Below are 19,040 nucleotides of genomic sequence, written 5' to 3'. Positions count from 1 at the left end.
TCATGCTATAGCAAATAACTTGTCCCCCTCTCCCCTTTTGGGAGAGGGGCTAGGGGTGAGGGTCTTAATGCCTTGCTGTGGCAACTTTTTTGCTGGCGAAGCCTTTTACAGAGTCAAAATGTACAGGTTCCGTGAATTGGGAATAGGGCATGGCACTTAAAGCGGCGATCGGGTCGTTAGCATCGAAGGTGGAGCCATCAGCCAAGGCGATCGCTTCGCGATCTTCTTCTGTAACCTCAATGTTTAATTCCTTTGCCGCTTGATGATAGACATCGGTTGCCAAAAGGTTATAGATCACTTCCGCATGATTCTCAGGAAAATTAACTAAACCCCACCGCGCCATCTGTGTGAGTATCCATAACTGTTCTTTGCGAGAGGGCATATTCCCCACACCAAATTGGCAGAAGTCTTTGTAATACTTTGCTTCCATCGTATTCACGCGATAGGGACCCGCAAATCCTGGACGAATGTAAACGGGGGATAGATTCAAATATTGCGGCTGTGACAGCATCAAGACAATCTCATCGCGATTTTCTAGGGGTTCACAGAACTGTGCTGCTTCTAGCAAAGCTTTCACCAGTGCTAAATGCGTATGGGGATATTGTTCCGCCCATTCTTTGCGAACTCCTAACACTTTCTCAGGATGTCCGCGCCAAATATCTAGGTCAGTGGCAACCACAAAACCGACATTGCTATCCACAGCCCGCACATTCCAAGGTTCGCCGACACAATAGCCAATAATATTATTTGCCATCAAGTTCGACACCATCTGCGGTGGTGGAATCACGATTACATCCACATCCTGATCGGGCTGAATGCCACCACTCGCCAGCCAATGCCGCAGCATAAAGTTGTGCATCGAAGCATGATGTACCATGCCCAAAGCAGGATTGTAGGCATCTTGGCAACTATCGATATAGGTCTTTAAAGACGCAAGATCATGAACTCCCGTTTCTTGGAGCTTTTTACTGAGAGTAATCGCGTTGCCATTGCGACTGAGGGTGAGGGATGTGACCACAGGCACAGGGATTTTATTTCCCATGCCTAAAGTAATGGCAAGGGGGAGTCCTGTTACCATTTGCGCGGCATCAAGGCGACCTTCACGAATACCTTCAGCGAGATCGTTCCAACTAGTTTCTTTAGAGAGAGTAACATCTAAACCATACTTGGCAAATAGTCCCTTTTCCTGAGCCACCACAAAGGGAGCGCAGTCCGTGAGTGGAATGTAACCAATGGTGAGATTGGTTTTCTCGATGCTGCCCATACTGATGACGGCATTGCTCTTCATCTTCAGACGATCTAGTTTGATCTGCTTTTGGCGATCGAGGAAGTTCACAACTTCACCACGCAAACGGTAATAATTAGGATGATTGACGGTTTCCAAGCGCTTGCGCGGATGGGGCAGATCGACCGTGAGAACTTGACCGATTTTGGCTTCAGGTCCATTGGTCATCATTACAACGCGATCGCTAAGTAATAATGCTTCATCCACATCATGGGTGATCATCACCGCCGAGATTTTATGCTCATCGCAGATCTGCATTAACTTTTCTTGCAAGCGTCCTCTAGTCAAAGCATCTAACGCTCCAAAAGGTTCATCAAGTAAGAGAATCTTTGGCTTAATTGCCAAAGCCCTGGCAATCCCAACTCTTTGCTTCATCCCACCCGAAATTTCTCTGGGATATTTATCGGCGGCATGACTTAACCCAACTAAATCAATATTCTCTTGAATAATCCGATTTCTTTCCTGCTTTGGTAATTGCCGCATTACTCGGTTTACCGCCAAGCCAATATTTTGACGCACCGTTAACCAAGGCAATAGGGAATGATTTTGAAATACCAACATCCGATCGGGTCCTGGCTCACGTACTTCACGACCTTCCAAAACAATCCCGCCTTCACTGGCGCGATCTAATCCTGACAGAATATTTAATACCGTTGACTTACCACAGCCAGAATGCCCAATAATTGAGACAAACTCGCCTTCCTTCATTTCAAAATAGACATCTTTAATCGCCACAAAGGGCAGCCCTTTATCATTTTTAAAAACACGACTGACGTGATCGATTTCGAGGAAAGTTGTTGACATGATGAATTGGGGATTGGGGATTGGGGATTGGGGATTGGGGATTGGCGGTTAGCGGTTAGCGGTTAGCTATTAGCTTTTAGCTTTTAGCGGTTAGCTTTTAGCGGTTAGCGGCTAGCTATTGGCTTTCCAATGAGGTGAATAATTTGTTTTTTATAGAATCGTTGATCATTTGCATTAAAAGCTAAAAGCTAAAAGCTAATAGCTATTAACTACTCAGCATCATCAGCAAGGGCAAAACGGCTATAGAGAAATTCGAGAATATAATTGCGGAGTGAGTAATAGCGAGGATCATCGGCGATCGCTTTGCGATTGCGGGGGCGGGCAAAGGGAACTTCAATGATTTCGGCAATGTTGGCGGCAGGCCCATTACTCATCATCACGATGCGATCGGCTAGAAATAATGCCTCATCAATTTCGTGGGTAATCATTAGCGCTGTCACTTTATGCTCGCGCCAGATTGCCAGTAGTTCTTCCTGCAACTCTTCGCGGGTCATCACATCCAATGCGCCAAAGGGTTCATCAAGAATCAGCACTTCAGGACGGATTGACAAGGCACGGGCGATCGATACGCGCTGACGCATCCCACCCGAAAGCTGTTTCGGCTTTTTGTGCATTGCTTCGGTCAAGCCCACCATTGCTAAACTATCCTTAGCAATTTTAATTTTTTCTTCTTTGCTTTTGTCGCTATATACCTGTTTGACTGCCAGTAACACATTTTCAAAAGCTGTCATCCAAGGCAATAGGGAATAGTTCTGAAATACCACCATGCGATCGGGGCCTGGGCGCAAAATTGGTTTTGATCGCAAACAGATTTCGCCACTAGTGGGACGATTAAAACCTGCAACCATATTTAACAAAGTCGATTTGCCACAGCCAGAGTGACCAATCACACAAATAAACTCACCCTCATACACGGTCAAGTTCACATCTTGGAGAACTGTGTAAGCACCTCTGGGCGTGGGATAGACCTTAGATACACCATCAATCACCAAAAAAGGATCTTGATTTCTAGGTTGTTGATTGTCGGTAATGTCAAGGGTTTGCATAGGGGAAAGTGGTATTTGGGGTTATTTAGGAGAGAGGGAGGGCTTTTAGCGATTAGCCGTTAGCTGTTAGCCGTTAGCGATTAGCTGTTAGCCGTTAGCCGTTAGCTTTTAGCTGTTAGCGATTAGCTGTTAGCTTTTGGATGTTACATATAGAGTAAATACATAGGTCTAATTTCATAATCTTTAGCAAATTCTGTATTTACTTAAACTAAGAAATTACTTGAAAAGCTAAAAGCTAATCGCTAAAAGCCAAAAGCTAAAAGCCAAAAGCTAAAAGCCAACTAAGAATCTGACTGAACTGTGAACTTGCTGATATAAAAGATCAATTTGTCAAGGAAAAAGCCAACTACGCCGATGTAAAACAGAGCCAAAATCAATTCGCTGCTCTTTTGGCTGTTGTAACTATCCCAAATAAAGAAGCCAATGCCAACACCACCAGTTAACATTTCTGCCGCCACGATCGCTAGCCAAGATAAACCAACCGCAATCCGTAAACCAGTGAAAATGTAAGGTGCTGCCGATGGCATGAGAATGGTGATGAAATAATCAAATTTGCTCAAACGCAGTACCCGCGATACGTTGCGATAGTCTTGGGGGACTTGCTGCACTCCCACCGCCGTATTCATCAGGATCGGCCAAATGGAAGTTACAAAAATTACGAATAGAGCGGCGGCTTCAGTAACATCTAAGCCCACTGATTTGAGAGATTCGTTAACGCCTTGGAAGGCGGACATAGCGATCGGTAGCCATGCTAGGGGGGGAATCGTGCGTAATACTTGGAAAATTGGGTCAAAGGCACGGTACAAAAAGGCGTTAGTGCCGATCGCTATGCCAAGGGAAATACCAATAATTGCCGAAGCGGTATAGCCAACAGCCACACGGCGCAAGCTGGTCATCGTTTTTATGCCCAGCCCTTGCTCAATGGTTAGCTTTTCTTTGAGGGCTTTGCGAGCGGGGCTGTCGATTTTTTCGGCTGTATTAACATCAAAACTGGCGCGATCAAAAAATGGATGCCAAATATATTCTTGAGTCTCTTTCCAAACTGTGGCTGGGGCTGGCAGTGGTGGCTTTGTGCCAGAGCAGAGAATCTGCCAAATGCCTAGCAAGAATACCAAGGCAATTACAGGAGGGATAATAAATTTTGCCTGTTGTTGAAACCATTCAGCAATTTTATTGGGACTAAATCGAGAACTTAAACTACTTGTCGCCATTATGTAGATATCTCCTAAAACGTTAAAGATGACTATTTGCAATGATGACAAGGGGCTTAAGCCCCTTGTTGATTGACTCTCTATCGGTGTCTTAAAGTTTTGATCCCCCTCAATCCCCCTTACAAAGGGGGAGTAAGAAAGCTCTCCTCCCTTCACAAGGGGGGCTGGAGGGATCTCTTCGAGCCTTTTCAGGTTTTGATCCCCCTCAATCCCCCTTACAAAGGGGGAGTAAGAAAGTTCTCCTCCCTTCACAAGGGGGGCTGGGGGGGATCTCTTCGAGCCTTTGACCGCCGAAAGCAAATCTGAGAGTTTCTAAACCTTCTTGAACTTGAGACTGTCTAAATAGGCTTTAGGATTTTCAGGATCGAACTTCACGCCATCGAAGAAAGTCTCAATACCACGAGAAGTACTCTTAGGAATATCAGCCTCCTTGCCGATTGCCTTAGCTGCTTCCTTCCATAGATCCTCACGGTTCACCTTATCGACTAGCGCTTTGGTGTCAAGGGTTGCATCAAAATATCCCCAACGGATATCTTCGGTCAGGAACCAGAGATCATGACTCTTGAAGGGATAGGAAGCATTGTCTTTCCAGAACTTCATCGATAGATCGGGATTGTCAAGGGTGCGTCCATCGCCGTAATCGACCTTGCCTTGCTGTCTGCCCAAAATTTCGATCGCAGGGACTTTTAGCCATTTATCTGCACCAACGATTTTACACATCTCTTCTTTATTGGCAGGATCTTCACACCATACTTGTGCCTCAAGAACACCCTTGAGCAAAGCCATCGCCGCTTTAGGATTCTTGTCCACCCAATCAGCACGCAATGAGAATGCTTTTTCAGGGTGATCCTTCCAAAGTTCGCCTGTGATTAGGGCGGAATAGCCTGAATTTTGAGCAACTAGACGCGCATTCCAAGGCTCACCCACACAGAATGCTTCCATATTGCCAGCCTTCATGTTGGCAACCATTTGTGCTGGTGGAACTACAATTGTGGAAACATCTTTGTCTGGATCAACGCCATTCGCTGATAGCCAATAACGAATCCACAAATCATGGGTTCCCCCTGGGAAAGTCATCGCACATTTAAGGTCTTTCCCTGCGGCTTTCTGCTTAGCAAAGGTTTCTTTGAGTACGTCACTCTTCAAACCAATTTTGTCATCTTTAAAATTATTGGCAACTGAGATCCCCTGTCCATTGGTATTCAACCTTGCCAAGATATACATTGGCACTTTATTGCCGTTGGTAATCTTGCCTTCAGCAATCAAATAAGGCATGGGTGTGAGAATGTGAGCGCCATCAATACCACCTGCATCCGAGCCAAGCACAATATTGTCGCGAGTGGTTCCCCAAGAAGCTTGCTTGAGTACTTCCACATCAGTCATGCCGTATTTCTTGAAGTAGCCTTTCTCTAAGGCAATGATTAGAGGCGAAGCATCAGTAAGAGCGATGAATCCTAGCTTTGCCTTGGTAGTTTCGGGCGCATCGGCGGCATTGACAGGGGCAGCAGCAGTGGTGGCAGCCGTAGTTGCGGCACTGGTGGCGGCAGGGGTTGTTGTAGTTGCAGTCGGGGTTTCGCTAGTACAGGCATTGAGGGCGATCGCGCCAACGGTTGAGAGTCCAGCAGTGGTTAAAAATTTACGGCGAGAGAACATACCCATGTTTGATTTCCTGATTTTTTGGTTTGTTTTGGTGTTTTAAATATTTGTTTTGCCTAGCAGGATGCTAGAAAGAATGGATTTAGCCCACAGCAACTAACTCGGCGGAGTGAGTTAGCACTGTGCCATTCTGTTTGGGAATAGCACCGAAGCGCTCGACAAGCAATTTGCCGACGACCTCGTACAGGTCCTCACAGGGAACCTTTTCCATTACACAAGTGCCAAGATGAGCATCTTTGCCCACCGTGCCACCCATGTAAATGTCCACGCCATCCACGACTTTGCCTTCCTTACGCGCTTTACAACCCGTAAAGCCAATGTCGGCAACCTGTGGCTGGGCGCAAGAATTGGGGCAACCACTCCAGTGAATCCTTACTGTCTTTGGTAAGTCGTAGGCGGCGCTGAGTTGCTTGGTGAGGGCAAGGGAGCGATTTTTGGTTTCCACGATCGCCACAGGACAGAACTGGTTGCCCGTGCAGGAAACCAGACCGCGCATGAGGTTATCGGGAAAAGCTGGGAACTTTTCTAATAAAGGTTCTTGGAGAAGTTCAGGTACAAGTGCATCGGGGATATTGGTAATGATCAGGTTCTGCTCAACGGTGAGCCGCAGATCGCCATTACCATATTTGTCAGCGAGACGAGCAAATTCATACATATCAGAGGCATACATCCGACCGACAGGAATCTGCAAGCCCACATAGTTCAAACCTGTTTGCTTTTGCGGATGTACACCGATGTGATCGCGCTTTTCCCATGCGATTTCGTCCTTAGTGGCAGCAGAGGCAAGGGGCTTACCCATTTGCTTTTCTACTTCCTCGCGGAATTTCTCAATTCCCCATTCATCGATTAAGAACATTAAACGGGCTTTGTCCCGCTTTTCGCGCAAACCATTATCGCGAAATACGATTAGTAAGGCTTCACAAAGGGCAACCACATCTTCGGGAGCAACCCATACATTAAGAGGAATTGCGGCGGCAATCCGTTTGGCAGAGAAGAAGCCACCCACGAGAACGTTAAAGCCAAAGGTTTCTTTGTTCTCGTCTTTAAAAGCTGGCACAAAGGCTAAATCATTGATTTCGGCATGGGTGGAATTGTCCCGACAACCAGCGATCGCAATATTAAACTTGCGCGGTAAATTTGTAAAAGCGGGATTACCTTCACCATTATTAGTCAGCAAATTTTGCACTTGAATCGCCAGTTCACGGGTATCGTATAGCTCATTGGCATCAATCCCCGCCACAGGTGAACCTGTGATATTGCGAATATTATCCATCGCTGACTGCACACTAGTTAAGCCCACTGAACGGAATTTCTCGAACATTTCGGGAACATCTTCAATGGGAAAGCTGCGGATCTGAATGTTTTGACGGGTAGTGATATCGGCAACCCCATGTTGTTCACCGCATTTTTCCACGACCCCAGCAAGTACCCGCATTTGATCGCTATTGAGCAAACCATTGGGAATTCGCATTCTCACCATGAAGCGTCCGGGGGTACTTTTGCGAAAGAACACGCCTAGCCATTTCAAGCGATGCTGCAAATCGTCATCATCGATCGCTTCCCAGCCAATTTCAGCAAAGCGTTGGATTTCAGCCTTAACAGCTAAGCCATCCTTTGCAGCTTTTAGGGTTTCAATTTTGTTTGCCATGCAATTTATCCTTGGCTCAACCTTGGGAATTAATTCTCATTTCTAGTGATCGCATTTGGCGATCGCCACTTGGATTAGTCACCAAGTTCAAATTCCCAACTTAGAATTTTGTTGTAAGGGAAAATATAACTTTGTATAGGTTTACGTTACTTAACGTTTTGACAGTAATTCGTATCACAAGATACATACTTTTAACCTTTATTTAATAAATGCAACCAGATTATGCAATAAATGCATTGAGCTATAGGAACAACTCATGATCTAGCCTTATTTGTCAATGGCCGTTTTCAATCATGTTGCTTGGTTTGGATCTGAGCGCTGTATATTCATAAATGCCATTTATGCCATTTATGCTTTCTCATCCCTTTCATCCCTTTCATCAATGCTCGATCGCTTACAAAAAATTCTTTCTCGCTATGGCATCGCTTCACGTCGCGAAGCCGAACAGATGATTTTGGCAGGTCGTGTACAGGTGAATGGAATTAAGATCATAGAATTGGGGACTAGGGCTGATCCCAGCAGCGATCGCATTGCCGTTGATGGCAAAATTTTAGCGATCGCCGCCCCAAAGTTTATTTATCTATTACTGCATAAACCTCTAGGCATTGTCTGTACCTGCGATGATCCCCAAGGCAGGAAGACCGTCATCGATATTCTGCCCCCCCAATATCAACACCTTTATCCCGTGGGCAGACTGGACTATCACAGCAGTGGTGCATTGATCCTCACCAATGATGGCGAATTTGCAAATCAGATGATGCACCCGCGCCACCATGTCCCCAAAACCTATAGCGTCTGGGTGCGTGGCATTCCTAGTGATCGCATTTTAAATTTGTGGCGGACAGGGGTAATGCTCGATGGCAAAATCACCAAACCCGCAATTATTAATGTGATTGAGAATTTGCTTAAAGTTGAACAAGACTGCACCCATTTACAAATCACCATATCAGAGGGGCGCAATCGTCAAATTCGCCGTATTGCCGAGCAACTGGGGCATCCTGTGAGCAAGCTGCATCGACTGGCAATCGCTGATATTCATCTCGATCAACTGCGATCGGGACAGTATCGCCTATTAACCAATCAAGAAGTCATCATGCTAAAAAAGCAATAAATAGCCAATAAAAAAGGGAGGCGCAAAGCACCTCCCTTTTTTAAGAATAAATTTCTAGCTTGCAGACCCTAAGCCAACATAAGAGCCATAGAAAAACAAGCCAACTACAACCAATACACCAGTACCAGCCACGGTAGCGACTAGCCAAAGAGGAATACGTCCGTTTTTAAGCATGAATTAAGCCTCAAAAATAATAAAAATGAACAGGAGTAAAAGCAAAAAACTAGTTGAAGAAATAGCTAGAAAATAGCAAAACAGTTACGAAAATTAATAACAGACCCAAATATAGAGAGGTACGGTTTAACTCTACGGGTTGGCTGTTAGGATTCTTAGGAGCCATAGTTAATTAGATCTTTAGGTAATTTTTTTAGATAGATCAAACAATTCATTAGCAAATCAATTATTGCAAACTAATTATTGCAACATTCAGCCACAGTAAGCGAATTGACTAGCGGCTAATAAATTGCATCGCGGCGATCGCGCCGATGAAGAATACAGTGGGGACTCCTAAACCATGTACTGCCAACCAACGGAAGGTAAATACTGGATATTGAATGGGTTCGTTAGGGTTATTGCTTGCCATATGCGTTAAATATTGTGTGGTTAATGCGTTGATTTAAAAGACAAAGAGAATTATTTGCCCATAGAGGGGATATCTTTGGCAGGATTGTAGCGATCGGTGACAATCGGTGCAGCCTGATTGTCTTGGACGTAGTACTCATTGGGGCGTGGTGTGCCAAATACGTCATAGGCTAAGCCTGTGCTGACAAATAGCCAACCTGCCAAGAATAAGGCTGGGATCGTCAGGCTATGGATGAGCCAATAACGCACGCTAGTAATAATGTCGGAAAATGGTCTTTCTCCAGTAGTGCCTGCCATAACAGTCCTCTAAATTAAGTAATGTATGAAAATCTTTATCTAAAATAATAGTTTAGTATTGTACCAACTTTTAATAGCAATAGTGCTGCTTCCATTCGCAATTGCCACAGTTTTTTTAAGATCAAGATGAACCAAGCCGAAATTAGAGCGCTAGAAATCCAGTGTTTTCCTGTAGCAGGGGTTGATGAAGTGGGCAGGGGCGCATTATTTGGTGAGGTGGTCGCCGCCGCCGTAATTCTGCCCCTCGATCAACTGGCTATGCTAGAGAATCTGGGCGTAACCGATAGCAAAAAGTTATCAGCAAGCCGCCGTGAAAATCTTGATCAGGCGATCCGCGCATTGGCGATCGCTTGCGAAATTGGTATAGCCTCAGTTAGCGAAATTGATGCGATGAATATCTTAGCGGCGAGTTTATTGGCGATGGAACGGGCGATCGCCCAATTAAAGCCGCAACCGCAGCATTGTTTAGTGGATGGCAATCAAAAATTAAGGTTTCAATTGATCGCGCCGATCCCGCAAACCACGGTAATCAAGGGGGATGCACTCTGCCTTTCCATTGCTGCTGCTAGCATTGTCGCCAAGGTATGGCGCGATCGACGCATGGTGGAGCTTGCGGAAGTCTATAGGGGTTACGACCTTGCCACCAATAAGGGCTACGGCACGGCAAAACACCGAGAGGCGATCGCCCAAATTGGTTACAGCGAAATGCATCGCCGATCTTTCACACTCAAAAAAATTTAGCTTACGGCTTGCCATAGCGGTACTTTGATCATGACGCACTCGAATAAATTACTGGCTTCATGCCCAGCCAACCATTTTTGCAAATGTACATAGGCGCTAGTCTGAAACCAGTCAAAGTCAACATAGGCAAACTGACGGATAAATGGAAAAATTGCCATATCCGCAATAGTGGGGTGATCGCCAAATAAAAAATCCATTGCTGCTAGGCGCAGCTCTAAAATTTGCAAAAAATTCTCGGCATCTTGGCGATAATCTAGCGGCGATCGCTCTGGAAAACGATTGGCATATTTGTAGCGATCGAGGGCTTTCTTAAATTGATCGTCATTTGTGACAATTAATTGTTGGGCGATCGGCAAATCATCCTTGGATAGGTTCAGCCAACCCGCAGGATCATTTTGCTGCAATGCCCAATACATAATATCTAGGCTTTCTTCTAGCACCGTACAAGACTGATGGGATGGAAACCCATCCCATATTTGCAATACAGGCGTAGTACCCTTGGGCGAAATATCTAACATCGCCTGCGGCTTATTTTTTAAGGAAATTTCTCGCAATTCATAATCAATTGCGGCATAGGCAAGGGCAAGCCGCGCCCGAATCGCATAGGGACATCGGCGAAATGAATAAAGAATTGGCTTAGACATTTTAGCTAATGCAAACGGGGAACCCCGCACTCTATGGATTGCCAATGATGAGTGGCGAGATGGAAGTGAGCTGGCAAATAAATTCCCTCCCTATTAAAACCTAATGCCCAGACCAGTCTGTAAAGAAGTCGCCGATGTGCCTGCGGAATTGCGATAGGCATCAAAGGCGAAAATGACATTACCAAATAGAACTAGATTACTGTTAGGTAATGTGTAATCAATACCAGGTTGAATCACAAAGGCATTTTTGTTGCCCACAGGGGTTGTATCAATGGTATTTGCGAGGGAAACACCTGCTCCGATGTAAATATCAGTATCAAAGTTTAGTGGCACGTCAAAAGAGACTGTTGGCACAACCGCCGTGCTACTGCCAATCAAAATTTGGGTTCTCAAGGAGATCGGAAATTCCAAAAATTTATAGCGAGCAGATACAAGTGCCGAGGTGCGCGAATTTTCGCCCATGTTAGTGTTGCCACTGGTAAAACCGAAACTCGCACCTGCTCCTAAATAGCTACCATAGGCTGGTTGGGCTTGGACGGCAGGTGTAGCGATCGCGGCGAAAGATGCGAGTGCCGCAGAGCTTAGTAAAGTGGTAGCTAGGTTAAATAAGTTTTTCACAAATATCACTTCCTTGCGTGAGGGATAGCTCAAACCATCAGGATTGGATTAAATCCTTCAGGCAGACAGACTAGCACAAGTCGGCATATTTGAGACATTTATTTGATAATAAATACTTATATCAACCTACTGGATATAGTTATATCAATTTCAAAAACTGTAAGATAATAATGCTGTGAATTAATGATCGCGTCTATAGGCGATCGCTGTATAACAAATCAGGAAACTATGGCAGAACTAGCAATTTACGTCGTTCTAAGTGTTGGCGTGCCATACACTTTTTGGAAAATTGTCACTTCGTTTGGAACTATATAAAGACTTGACAAAACTCTTGAGGATGTCTCGATTAACCTTAAAGGTGTTGCTGTGCAGCACTTTTAAGGTTTTTTAGAGGCTTGCTAGCCCCAGATAAATTACTTGCGGCGGGTCGATCGCAAAACGACAGGGTAATACTTTCACGCCTTTGGCGATCGCGGTTTTTAGTAAATTGCCATATTCTGGATCGGCTTGATCCCCCGAAGCAAAGCGATCGCAGTCACCACGATTGATAAAAAATATCAAAGCTGCCTCAGTTGGTTGATGAGAATTGTCCATGACAGCCATTAACTCCCGTAAGTGCTTCTGCCCGCGTGTGGTCACGGTGTCAGGAAATAAAGCTAAATTCGCGATCGCCCAAGTGGTGTTTTTGACCTCCACATAGATTTGGCGATCGGTTGCAGCATCGGTCAATAAAAAATCAATGCGACTCTTCTCCAGACCATAGGACACCTCACCTTTGACAGTGGTATAAGGCTCTAGCTCTGGAATGAGATGGCGCTCAAGCATATTGCCAATAATGCGATTGGGCAAACTGGTATTAATACCGATCCATTGATTGTCAAGATAGATTGCTTCCCAGCTATAGGCAAGTTTGCGTTTAGGACTTGGGTGATAAGACACCAGTACAGGGCTACCAATCTCACATACCCCCGTCATTGGCCCCGTATTAGCACAGTGGGCAGTAATTAATGTCCCATTTTCTAATTCAATATCTGCAAAGAAACGCTTGTAGCGGCTGACCAGTCGCCCTTTGCTCAGTTCGGGGTATGTATGTACAATTGCCATTAAGTTTGGAAGGTTAATCGATATGTTGCGCTATGTTAACGCACACTAGGCTGTAGGATAATTTGAAAATTGTGTAAGAACCAAACGCCATGAAACCCCTTGCCCTTTTGAGTGTATCCGACAAAGCTGGTTTACTTGAACTTGCGCGTGAACTCTCGACCGTCTATAACTATCAGTTGATTAGTAGTGGCGGTACTGCCAAGGCGCTCAAGGCAGCCGAATTAGATGTTACCAAGGTTTCTGATTATACGGGCGCTCCTGAAATTTTGGGAGGTCGGGTAAAAACTTTGCACCCACGCATTCATGGGGGCATCTTGGCAAGACTAGAACTGCCTGAGCATCAGCAGGATCTTGAAGACAATGCGATTCAACCCATTAGGATTGTGGTGGTGAATCTCTATCCCTTTGAAGCGACGATCGCCAAATCTGATGTCACCCTTGCCGATGCGATCGAAAATATTGATATTGGTGGTCCCACCCTAATTCGGGCTTCTGCCAAAAATTATCAGCACGTTGCTGTATTGTCTAGCCCTAGCCAATATGCCGATTTTTTGGCAGAATTGCAAGCGCATGATGGGGCAACCACCTTAGAATTTCGACAAAAATTGGCGATCGCTGCCTTCCAACATACTCAAGCCTACGACCTCGCAATCGCCAACTATCTCAATCAACAAACTATTTCCGCCCCTATTCCTAGCACTGTTGCCGATGCGGAACCGTCTGAGCCATTAACCAGCAATCTATCCTCTTCCTACACCTTACTCTGCAACAATCCCAAACCCCTCCGCTATGGCGAAAACCCCCACCAACCTGCAACTTGGTATCAGGTGGGCGCAACCCCTAAGGGTTGGTCAGCCGCACAATTATTGCAAGGGAAGGAACTGAGCTATAACAATTTATTGGATCTAGAATCTGCAAGAAGAATTATTGCTGAATTTGCTGATGATCTACCCTGTGCGGTAATCGTCAAGCACAACAACCCCTGCGGCGTGGCGATCGCCCCCACCATTGCCGAAGCCTATCAAAAAGCCTTTGATGCTGATTCCACATCGGCTTTTGGTGGCATTGTGGCGCTAAATCGTGCCATTGATGAAGAAACTGCCAAACTCCTAACCAAAACCTTTTTGGAATGTGTGGTTGCACCTGCCTGTGTGCCGAGTGTTGCCGCGATTTTAGGTAAGAAGCAAAATCTACGAGTCCTAGTGCTGTCGGATCTCAAACATGGCTCTGCGGAAACTGTAAAGACGATCGCGGGGGGAATGTTGGTGCAAAGGGCAGATGATGAAGCCGTAAACCCTGAAAAATGGCAGATTGTTACTCAAAAGCAACCCACCCCTGCACAGTTAAAAGAACTTGCCTTTACTTGGAAAGTATGCCGCCATGTCAAATCCAATGCGATCACTATCACCAAAAATTTCACCACCCTTGGCATCGGCGCTGGACAAATGAATCGGGTTGGCTCCACTAAGATTGCGATCGAGCAAGCAGGTGAAAATACTCAAGGAGCCTGTCTTGCCAGTGATGGCTTCTTTCCTTTTGATGACACAGTGCGAACTGCCGCCGCCGCAGGTATTGTCGCGATCGCCCAACCTGGCGGCAGTCTGCGTGATGCCGATTCGATCAAAGCCGCCGATGAACTAGGCTTAGTCATGGTATTCACGGGTGTGCGTCATTTCTTGCATTAATTCTTGCATTAAAAAATTTGAAAGCGTTGCTTTGCAGCGCTTTCTAGCTCTTTTTGGTGCGGGTTTGAGTGCAAAGCGCTGTAGAATAAGTTGCCTTGAAATCGCCTTGAAATCGCCTTGAAATTGCCTCAAGAATAGCCCCATGACTCGACCTAAGTGGTTAATCCCAATTTGTTCGCTGATGATTGCGATCGCGATCGGCTGCTTTTTTGCGATGCCAGTTCAGGCGCAGTCTGTGGACGAGCTAAAAAATTATCAAAACTATGTCGACCAACAGCGTCAAATTATTCAAAAACAGCAGGCACAAATTAACGCGCTCTCCAAACCAGCCCAAGATCGATTGGAAGCGCTCAGGCGCAATGTACGTGTGACCGATACGCAAATCAAAGACAATGAAAAGAAGATTCGCCTTGCTAGGGAACAGTTGCAAAAACTGGGGTTGAGACTGCAAGAGCTAGAATATGACCTCAATAAAAGGCAGGATGCGACCTCGGCAAGGTTGCGCTATTTACAAAGGCAACAGTTGCAAAGATGGTGGGTGACATTGCTCAGTAGTAAAGATCTCAATCAATTTGCCGATCGCCGCCGTCAAATTGAGCGGATCTATAACAGCGATCGCCTATTACTAGCGGAACTAACCCAGCGATCGACACAGATAGATAAGCAACGTCAACAAATTGCGACCCAAAAAAATGAACTAGACTTGTTAACCCAAAAGCTCAAATATCAAAAGTCAAATATTGAGGCTGAAGTGGTGGCTCAGCAAAATGCGATCGATCGTCTCAAAAGCGATCGCCAAGCCCTTGCCCTCGCCGAAGATCGCCTTGCCGAGGACTCCCGCCGCTTGTCTCAAATTATTATTGCCAAAGTTCAGCCTTACTCAGGTTTAATCTTGCCCCCTGGTTCAGGGCAACTGATGTACCCCACCATCGGCGAAGTTACTAGCTCCTTTGGCTGGCGTATACATCCCATCCTTGGTACAGAGCGCTTCCATGCAGGCATAGACTTTGGGGCAGACTACGGCAGTCTAATCTATGCTAGTCAGAGTGGGCGCGTAATTTATGCCGATTGGTATGGTGGCTATGGCAACTCGGTCATCATCGATCATGGCAATGGCATCACCACGCTCTATGCTCACTGTAGCGAGTTGTATGTCCGTGATGGCGATGCTGTGCAGCAGGGGCAACCGATCGCCGCAGTTGGTTCTACAGGCTTCTCAACGGGACCTCATTTACATTTCGAGTTACGTGCCAATGGCGAACCGATCGATCCTGCTGCCTATTTGTAATGATGAACTTAGACCGCCAGATCATCAAAGGTTTTGACAAAATCCAATAATCTTTGCGTGATCTTCGCAACCCCATCTTGAACATTGGACTCAATATTTAGAGGCATCACAGGATCATGGAGCGACATCCTTAATAAAAACCAGCCATCCTCAGCCGCATCCGTACAGGCTACGCGCACCCCTTCATAATTATTGGCAACGATCTGCCAATCGGCTTGAATGGCGGCAAAGTCTTTTAATTGCTGGATGACGCGATCGCCAATAGCATGAAAATCTTCGCCCTTAATCTTGATCCGTAACTCTTGACTTTCCATCGGCTCTTGCAAATTCGCAATTAGATCCGTCAGCGATTTACCCACCAATTTCGATTTAGCCAACTCGATCAATAGCTTACTGACCAAATAAGCCCCATCATCTAGAAAATAATTTTCGCGCAAAGCCCCATGCCCAGAAGTTTCGATCGCCAGCCAAGATTCTTGTCCAGATTGATTGAGACGGATTGCCTCATTAATGACGTTCTTGTAACCGCGCTTAAAGCGATGATGTGTCCCGCCCAAATCTGCGGTAATAAACTTAGCCAAGCCATCGGAAGTAATAGAGTCGGTGACAATCGTTGATTGGGGATGCTCCTTAAGAATGATCGCCGAAATTAAGGCAATTAGACGGTTACGATTAAGCTCTTTACCAAATTGATCCACCGCCGCACTGCGATCGACATCCGTATCAAAAATAATCCCGAAATCTGCCTGATGCCTAATGACAGCCTCACAAATAGAAGCCATTGCGACTTTATCTTCAGGATTGGGAACATGATTGGGAAAAGTGCCATCGGGATCGAGAAATTGACTGCCAGTAGTATCTGCTCCCAAAGGCTCCAAGACCTTATTAGCATAAAATCCACCCGCGCCATTGCCTGCATCCACAATAATTTTTAAGCCCTTCAGGGGTTGCTCGTAGTGATCGGGATGGCTAACGGCAGCACGGATCTTATCGACAAATTGCTGAGCATAAATAGAAATAAAATCATGTGCAGTAATTTTGCCAACAGCATTAGTGGTGTCAAATTCATTTCTTGCTGCCAATGCCAGAATATCGGTAATATCTTTTTTTTCTAAACCACCCTGTGCGGTAAAAAACTTTAAGCCATTGCGATTGAAGGGCAAATGACTGGCAGTAAGCATGATCGCGCCATCACAGTTAAAGCCATCGGTAATCGTACTCATAAACATTGCTGGGGTCGAGGCGATCGCAAAATCATATACTTGACAGCCCAGAGAACTAATTCCTTCCATCACAGCTTGCATTAATTCAGATCCCGACAACCGACTATCGCGCCCGACACTAATAATTAATGCCGCAGTTGGTTTATTTTGCTGTTGTGATAACCAAGTTGCAAAGGCCTGTCCTAGGGTCAGCGCGATCGTGGCTGTTAAATTTACATCTTCATTGGGAACCCCTGCGATCGCCACACCACGAATATCTGACCCATTTTGCAGCTTTTTCCAATCAAAACTTGTCATAGTTTCTCTCTCAAGGGAATTAACAAGCGCATAATAGCATCTTGATATTTGTACGCAGTGAAGTCATAGTGACAACTCAAATTTCTTAGAAGGTCAAGGCAAACAGGTGTAATCCACTCTAGCCAAATCAGATTTCGGTAAACCCGCGATCGCTTGATACCCATTAAATGATATTTTGAGTCATGGTTAGCTTGATGTGCGATCGCAAAAAGTTAAACTTTTAGTTAAACAAAAAGTTAAGCTTTTATGGCTTAACCGCTTTTCTTGTCTTGCACGTCAATTCATCGCAAATTTTTTAGAATCTAATTTAAGAGGCTGGAGTAAACAGCAAGCATGGTAACAACCGCAGAGAAAGTATCCGTCGGGCGCATCACCAAGATCATCGGTCCTGTGGTCGATGCCGAATTCCCCAGTGGCAAAATCCCCGAAATTTATAACGCCGTTGTCGTAACTGGCACCAACTCCGCAGGACAAGTCATTAATGTCACCTGCGAAGTCCAACAATTATTAGGCGATAACCAAGTTCGTGCTGTGGCAATGAGTACCACTGACGGCATCGTTAGAGGTATGGATGTCACTGATACAGGCGCACCGATTAGTGTTCCCGTTGGTCCCAACACCCTTGGTCGTATCTTCAACGTATTAGGCGAACCTATTGATGAACTAGGTCCTGTCAGCACCGAAGAAAAATTCCCCATTCACCGTCCGTCCCCTGCATTTACATCCCTCGAAACCAAACCCAGCACCTTTGAGACGGGCATTAAGGTCATTGACCTGCTTGCTCCCTATCGTCGTGGTGGCAAAATTGGACTATTCGGCGGTGCTGGTGTTGGCAAAACCGTATTGATCCAAGAACTAATTAACAACATCGCCAAAAAGCACTCTGGTGTATCCGTATTTGGTGGTGTGGGTGAACGCACCCGTGAAGGTAATGACCTTTACAACGAAATGAAGGAGTCGGGTGTACTTCAGTACCTCGCGCTCGTTTACGGTCAAATGAATGAGCCACCTGGAGCGCGTATGCGTGTGGGCTTGACCGCTTTGACTATGGCGGAATATTTCCGTGATGTTTCCAAGCAAGATGTATTGCTGTTCATCGACAATATCTTCCGCTTTACCCAAGCTGGTTCGGAAGTATCTGCACTGCTAGGTCGGATGCCATCGGCTGTAGGTTATCAACCAACTCTTGCCACCGACATGGGTGCTTTGCAAGAGCGCATTACCTCCACCACCGAAGGCTCAATCACCTCCGTACAAGCAGTTTATGTACCTGCGGATGACTTGACTGACCCCGCACCTGCTACCACTTTTGCCCACCTTGACGCAACCACCGTATTGTCCCGTGGCTTGGCTTCTAAGGGTATTTACCCTGCGGTTGACCCTCTCGATTCTTCTTCAACCATGTTGCAGCCAGGTGTGGTCAGCGATGAGCATTACCGTGTCGCCCGTGGTGTCCAAGCAATTCTTCAGCGCTACAAAGAACTGCAAGATATCATCGCCATCTTGGGTCTAGACGAACTTTCCGAAGAAGACAAGTTGGCAGTTGCCCGCGCCCGTAAGATTGAGCGCTTCTTGTCTCAGCCCTTCTTTGTTGCCGAAGTATTTACTGGCTCTCCTGGTAAATATGTCACCCTCGAAGAAAGCATCAAGGGTTTTGACATGATCCTCAAGGGTGAACTCGATGAGCTACCTGAGCAAGCTTTTTACCTCGTTGGCAACATCGAAGAAGCGATCGCTAAGGCAGAAAAGCTCAAGTCTAAGTAGATGTTTAGCTATTAGCGTTTAGCTGTTAGCGTTTAG

General features: G+C 45.8%; 18 protein-coding genes. 5 read left to right on the top strand and 13 right to left on the bottom strand.

What is annotated here, in order from left to right; genetic code table 11:
* Window positions 1–64: 64 nt before the first annotated feature.
* The 5 genes from H6F44_RS05515 to H6F44_RS05495 all read right to left on the bottom strand — a co-directional run bounded on the left by H6F44_RS05515 (window position 65) and on the right by H6F44_RS05495 (window position 7,650).
* Window positions 65–2,089, bottom strand: a complete 2,025-nt coding sequence (locus H6F44_RS05515; RefSeq protein WP_190349956.1) for an ABC transporter ATP-binding/substrate-binding protein — start codon at window positions 2,087–2,089, stop codon at window positions 65–67.
* Between the two features lie 209 nt (window positions 2,090–2,298).
* Window positions 2,299–3,135, bottom strand: a complete 837-nt coding sequence (locus tag H6F44_RS05510) for an ABC transporter ATP-binding protein (RefSeq protein ID WP_190349955.1) — start codon at window positions 3,133–3,135, stop codon at window positions 2,299–2,301.
* Between the two features lie 281 nt (window positions 3,136–3,416).
* Complete coding sequence (gene ntrB / locus H6F44_RS05505) at window positions 3,417–4,346, bottom strand: nitrate ABC transporter permease (RefSeq protein WP_190349954.1); 930 nt, start codon at window positions 4,344–4,346, stop codon at window positions 3,417–3,419.
* A gap of 312 nt (window positions 4,347–4,658) precedes the next feature.
* Complete coding sequence (locus H6F44_RS05500) at window positions 4,659–6,005, bottom strand: CmpA/NrtA family ABC transporter substrate-binding protein (protein WP_190349953.1); 1,347 nt, start codon at window positions 6,003–6,005, stop codon at window positions 4,659–4,661.
* 79 nt (window positions 6,006–6,084) lie between these two features.
* Window positions 6,085–7,650 carry a ferredoxin--nitrite reductase gene (locus H6F44_RS05495; protein WP_190349952.1) on the bottom strand — a complete coding sequence of 522 codons (1,566 nt, stop codon included), beginning with the start codon at window positions 7,648–7,650 and terminating at the stop codon, window positions 6,085–6,087.
* Between the two features lie 382 nt (window positions 7,651–8,032).
* On the opposite strand from H6F44_RS05495, the gene H6F44_RS05490 reads away from it, so the two are divergent.
* A complete protein-coding gene (locus H6F44_RS05490; RefSeq protein WP_190349978.1) occupies window positions 8,033–8,761 on the top strand; it encodes a pseudouridine synthase in 729 nt (242 codons plus the stop codon).
* 54 nt (window positions 8,762–8,815) lie between these two features.
* Here the strand turns inward: H6F44_RS05490 and H6F44_RS05485 are convergent, their stop codons facing one another.
* From H6F44_RS05485 to psbE, 4 genes are all read right to left on the bottom strand, one after another.
* On the bottom strand, window positions 8,816–8,935 hold the full coding sequence (locus tag H6F44_RS05485) for a photosystem II reaction center protein J (protein WP_190349951.1): 120 nt from the start codon (window positions 8,933–8,935) through the stop codon (window positions 8,816–8,818).
* A gap of 49 nt (window positions 8,936–8,984) precedes the next feature.
* On the bottom strand, window positions 8,985–9,101 hold the full coding sequence (locus H6F44_RS05480; protein WP_175356135.1) for a photosystem II reaction center protein L: 117 nt from the start codon (window positions 9,099–9,101) through the stop codon (window positions 8,985–8,987).
* 108 nt (window positions 9,102–9,209) lie between these two features.
* Window positions 9,210–9,344 (bottom strand): cytochrome b559 subunit beta, encoded by a 135-nt coding sequence (gene psbF, locus H6F44_RS05475; RefSeq protein WP_190349950.1) that lies wholly within the window; start codon window positions 9,342–9,344, stop codon window positions 9,210–9,212.
* Window positions 9,345–9,394: 50 nt separating this feature from the next.
* On the bottom strand, window positions 9,395–9,640 hold the full coding sequence (gene psbE, locus H6F44_RS05470) for a cytochrome b559 subunit alpha (RefSeq protein WP_190349949.1): 246 nt from the start codon (window positions 9,638–9,640) through the stop codon (window positions 9,395–9,397).
* A gap of 126 nt (window positions 9,641–9,766) precedes the next feature.
* Between psbE and H6F44_RS05465 the strand changes: the two genes are divergently transcribed.
* Complete coding sequence (locus tag H6F44_RS05465) at window positions 9,767–10,381, top strand: ribonuclease HII (protein WP_190349948.1); 615 nt, start codon at window positions 9,767–9,769, stop codon at window positions 10,379–10,381.
* Here the strand turns inward: H6F44_RS05465 and H6F44_RS05460 are convergent.
* The 3 genes from H6F44_RS05460 to sfsA all read right to left on the bottom strand — a co-directional run bounded on the left by H6F44_RS05460 (window position 10,378) and on the right by sfsA (window position 12,747).
* Window positions 10,378–11,025, bottom strand: coding sequence for a glutathione S-transferase (locus H6F44_RS05460; protein ID WP_190349947.1), 648 nt, complete (start codon window positions 11,023–11,025; stop codon window positions 10,378–10,380). The two genes, H6F44_RS05465 and H6F44_RS05460, sit on opposite strands and share 4 nt — an antisense overlap.
* 93 nt (window positions 11,026–11,118) lie before the next feature.
* On the bottom strand, window positions 11,119–11,643 hold the full coding sequence (locus tag H6F44_RS05455; protein WP_190349946.1) for a hypothetical protein: 525 nt from the start codon (window positions 11,641–11,643) through the stop codon (window positions 11,119–11,121).
* Between the two features lie 387 nt (window positions 11,644–12,030).
* On the bottom strand, window positions 12,031–12,747 hold the full coding sequence (gene sfsA / locus H6F44_RS05450) for a DNA/RNA nuclease SfsA (RefSeq protein ID WP_190349945.1): 717 nt from the start codon (window positions 12,745–12,747) through the stop codon (window positions 12,031–12,033).
* Between the two features lie 89 nt (window positions 12,748–12,836).
* Here sfsA and purH point away from each other — a divergent pair, with 89 nt between their 5' ends.
* Both purH and H6F44_RS05440 read left to right on the top strand, forming a co-directional pair.
* The gene (gene purH / locus H6F44_RS05445; RefSeq protein ID WP_190349944.1) at window positions 12,837–14,432 is read left to right on the top strand and encodes a bifunctional phosphoribosylaminoimidazolecarboxamide formyltransferase/IMP cyclohydrolase; all 1,596 of its coding nucleotides are present in this window, start codon (window positions 12,837–12,839) and stop codon (window positions 14,430–14,432) included.
* Between the two features lie 142 nt (window positions 14,433–14,574).
* Window positions 14,575–15,720, top strand: a complete 1,146-nt coding sequence (locus H6F44_RS05440; protein WP_190349943.1) for a murein hydrolase activator EnvC family protein — start codon at window positions 14,575–14,577, stop codon at window positions 15,718–15,720.
* Between the two features lie 8 nt (window positions 15,721–15,728).
* Here H6F44_RS05440 and H6F44_RS05435 read toward each other — a convergent pair whose 3' ends face one another.
* Window positions 15,729–17,240 (bottom strand): phosphomannomutase/phosphoglucomutase, encoded by a 1,512-nt coding sequence (locus H6F44_RS05435; RefSeq protein WP_190349942.1) that lies wholly within the window; start codon window positions 17,238–17,240, stop codon window positions 15,729–15,731.
* A gap of 333 nt (window positions 17,241–17,573) precedes the next feature.
* On the opposite strand from H6F44_RS05435, the gene atpD reads away from it, so the two are divergent.
* Window positions 17,574–19,004 (top strand): F0F1 ATP synthase subunit beta, encoded by a 1,431-nt coding sequence (atpD, locus tag H6F44_RS05430; RefSeq protein WP_190349941.1) that lies wholly within the window; start codon window positions 17,574–17,576, stop codon window positions 19,002–19,004.
* Window positions 19,005–19,040: the final 36 nt, after the last annotated feature.

Origin of the sequence: Pseudanabaena cinerea FACHB-1277 (assembly GCF_014696345.1) — a bacterium.
GTDB lineage: Bacteria > Cyanobacteriota > Cyanobacteriia > Pseudanabaenales > Pseudanabaenaceae > Pseudanabaena > Pseudanabaena cinerea.
The sequence above is the reverse complement of the archived record's forward strand: the minus strand, read 5'-3'. Positions and strand labels throughout refer to the sequence as shown.

Bases quoted from the DNA above. Each gene is read 5' to 3' on its own strand.
- H6F44_RS05515 (WP_190349956.1), bottom strand. From the start codon at position 2,089: ATGTCAACAACTTTCCTCGAAATCGATCACGTCAGTCGTGTTTTTAAA.
- H6F44_RS05510 (WP_190349955.1), bottom strand. From the start codon at position 3,135: ATGCAAACCCTTGACATTACCGACAATCAACAACCTAGAAATCAAGAT.
- ntrB (WP_190349954.1), bottom strand. From the start codon at position 4,346: ATGGCGACAAGTAGTTTAAGTTCTCGATTTAGTCCCAATAAAATTGCT.
- H6F44_RS05500 (WP_190349953.1), bottom strand. From the start codon at position 6,005: ATGGGTATGTTCTCTCGCCGTAAATTTTTAACCACTGCTGGACTCTCA.
- H6F44_RS05495 (WP_190349952.1), bottom strand. From the start codon at position 7,650: ATGGCAAACAAAATTGAAACCCTAAAAGCTGCAAAGGATGGCTTAGCT.
- H6F44_RS05490 (WP_190349978.1), top strand. From the start codon at position 8,033: ATGCTCGATCGCTTACAAAAAATTCTTTCTCGCTATGGCATCGCTTCA.
- H6F44_RS05485 (WP_190349951.1), bottom strand. From the start codon at position 8,935: ATGCTTAAAAACGGACGTATTCCTCTTTGGCTAGTCGCTACCGTGGCT.
- H6F44_RS05480 (WP_175356135.1), bottom strand. From the start codon at position 9,101: ATGGCTCCTAAGAATCCTAACAGCCAACCCGTAGAGTTAAACCGTACC.
- psbF (WP_190349950.1), bottom strand. From the start codon at position 9,344: ATGGCAAGCAATAACCCTAACGAACCCATTCAATATCCAGTATTTACC.
- psbE (WP_190349949.1), bottom strand. From the start codon at position 9,640: ATGGCAGGCACTACTGGAGAAAGACCATTTTCCGACATTATTACTAGC.
- H6F44_RS05465 (WP_190349948.1), top strand. From the start codon at position 9,767: ATGAACCAAGCCGAAATTAGAGCGCTAGAAATCCAGTGTTTTCCTGTA.
- H6F44_RS05460 (WP_190349947.1), bottom strand. From the start codon at position 11,025: ATGTCTAAGCCAATTCTTTATTCATTTCGCCGATGTCCCTATGCGATT.
- sfsA (WP_190349945.1), bottom strand. From the start codon at position 12,747: ATGGCAATTGTACATACATACCCCGAACTGAGCAAAGGGCGACTGGTC.
- purH (WP_190349944.1), top strand. From the start codon at position 12,837: ATGAAACCCCTTGCCCTTTTGAGTGTATCCGACAAAGCTGGTTTACTT.
- H6F44_RS05440 (WP_190349943.1), top strand. From the start codon at position 14,575: ATGACTCGACCTAAGTGGTTAATCCCAATTTGTTCGCTGATGATTGCG.
- H6F44_RS05435 (WP_190349942.1), bottom strand. From the start codon at position 17,240: ATGACAAGTTTTGATTGGAAAAAGCTGCAAAATGGGTCAGATATTCGT.
- atpD (WP_190349941.1), top strand. From the start codon at position 17,574: ATGGTAACAACCGCAGAGAAAGTATCCGTCGGGCGCATCACCAAGATC.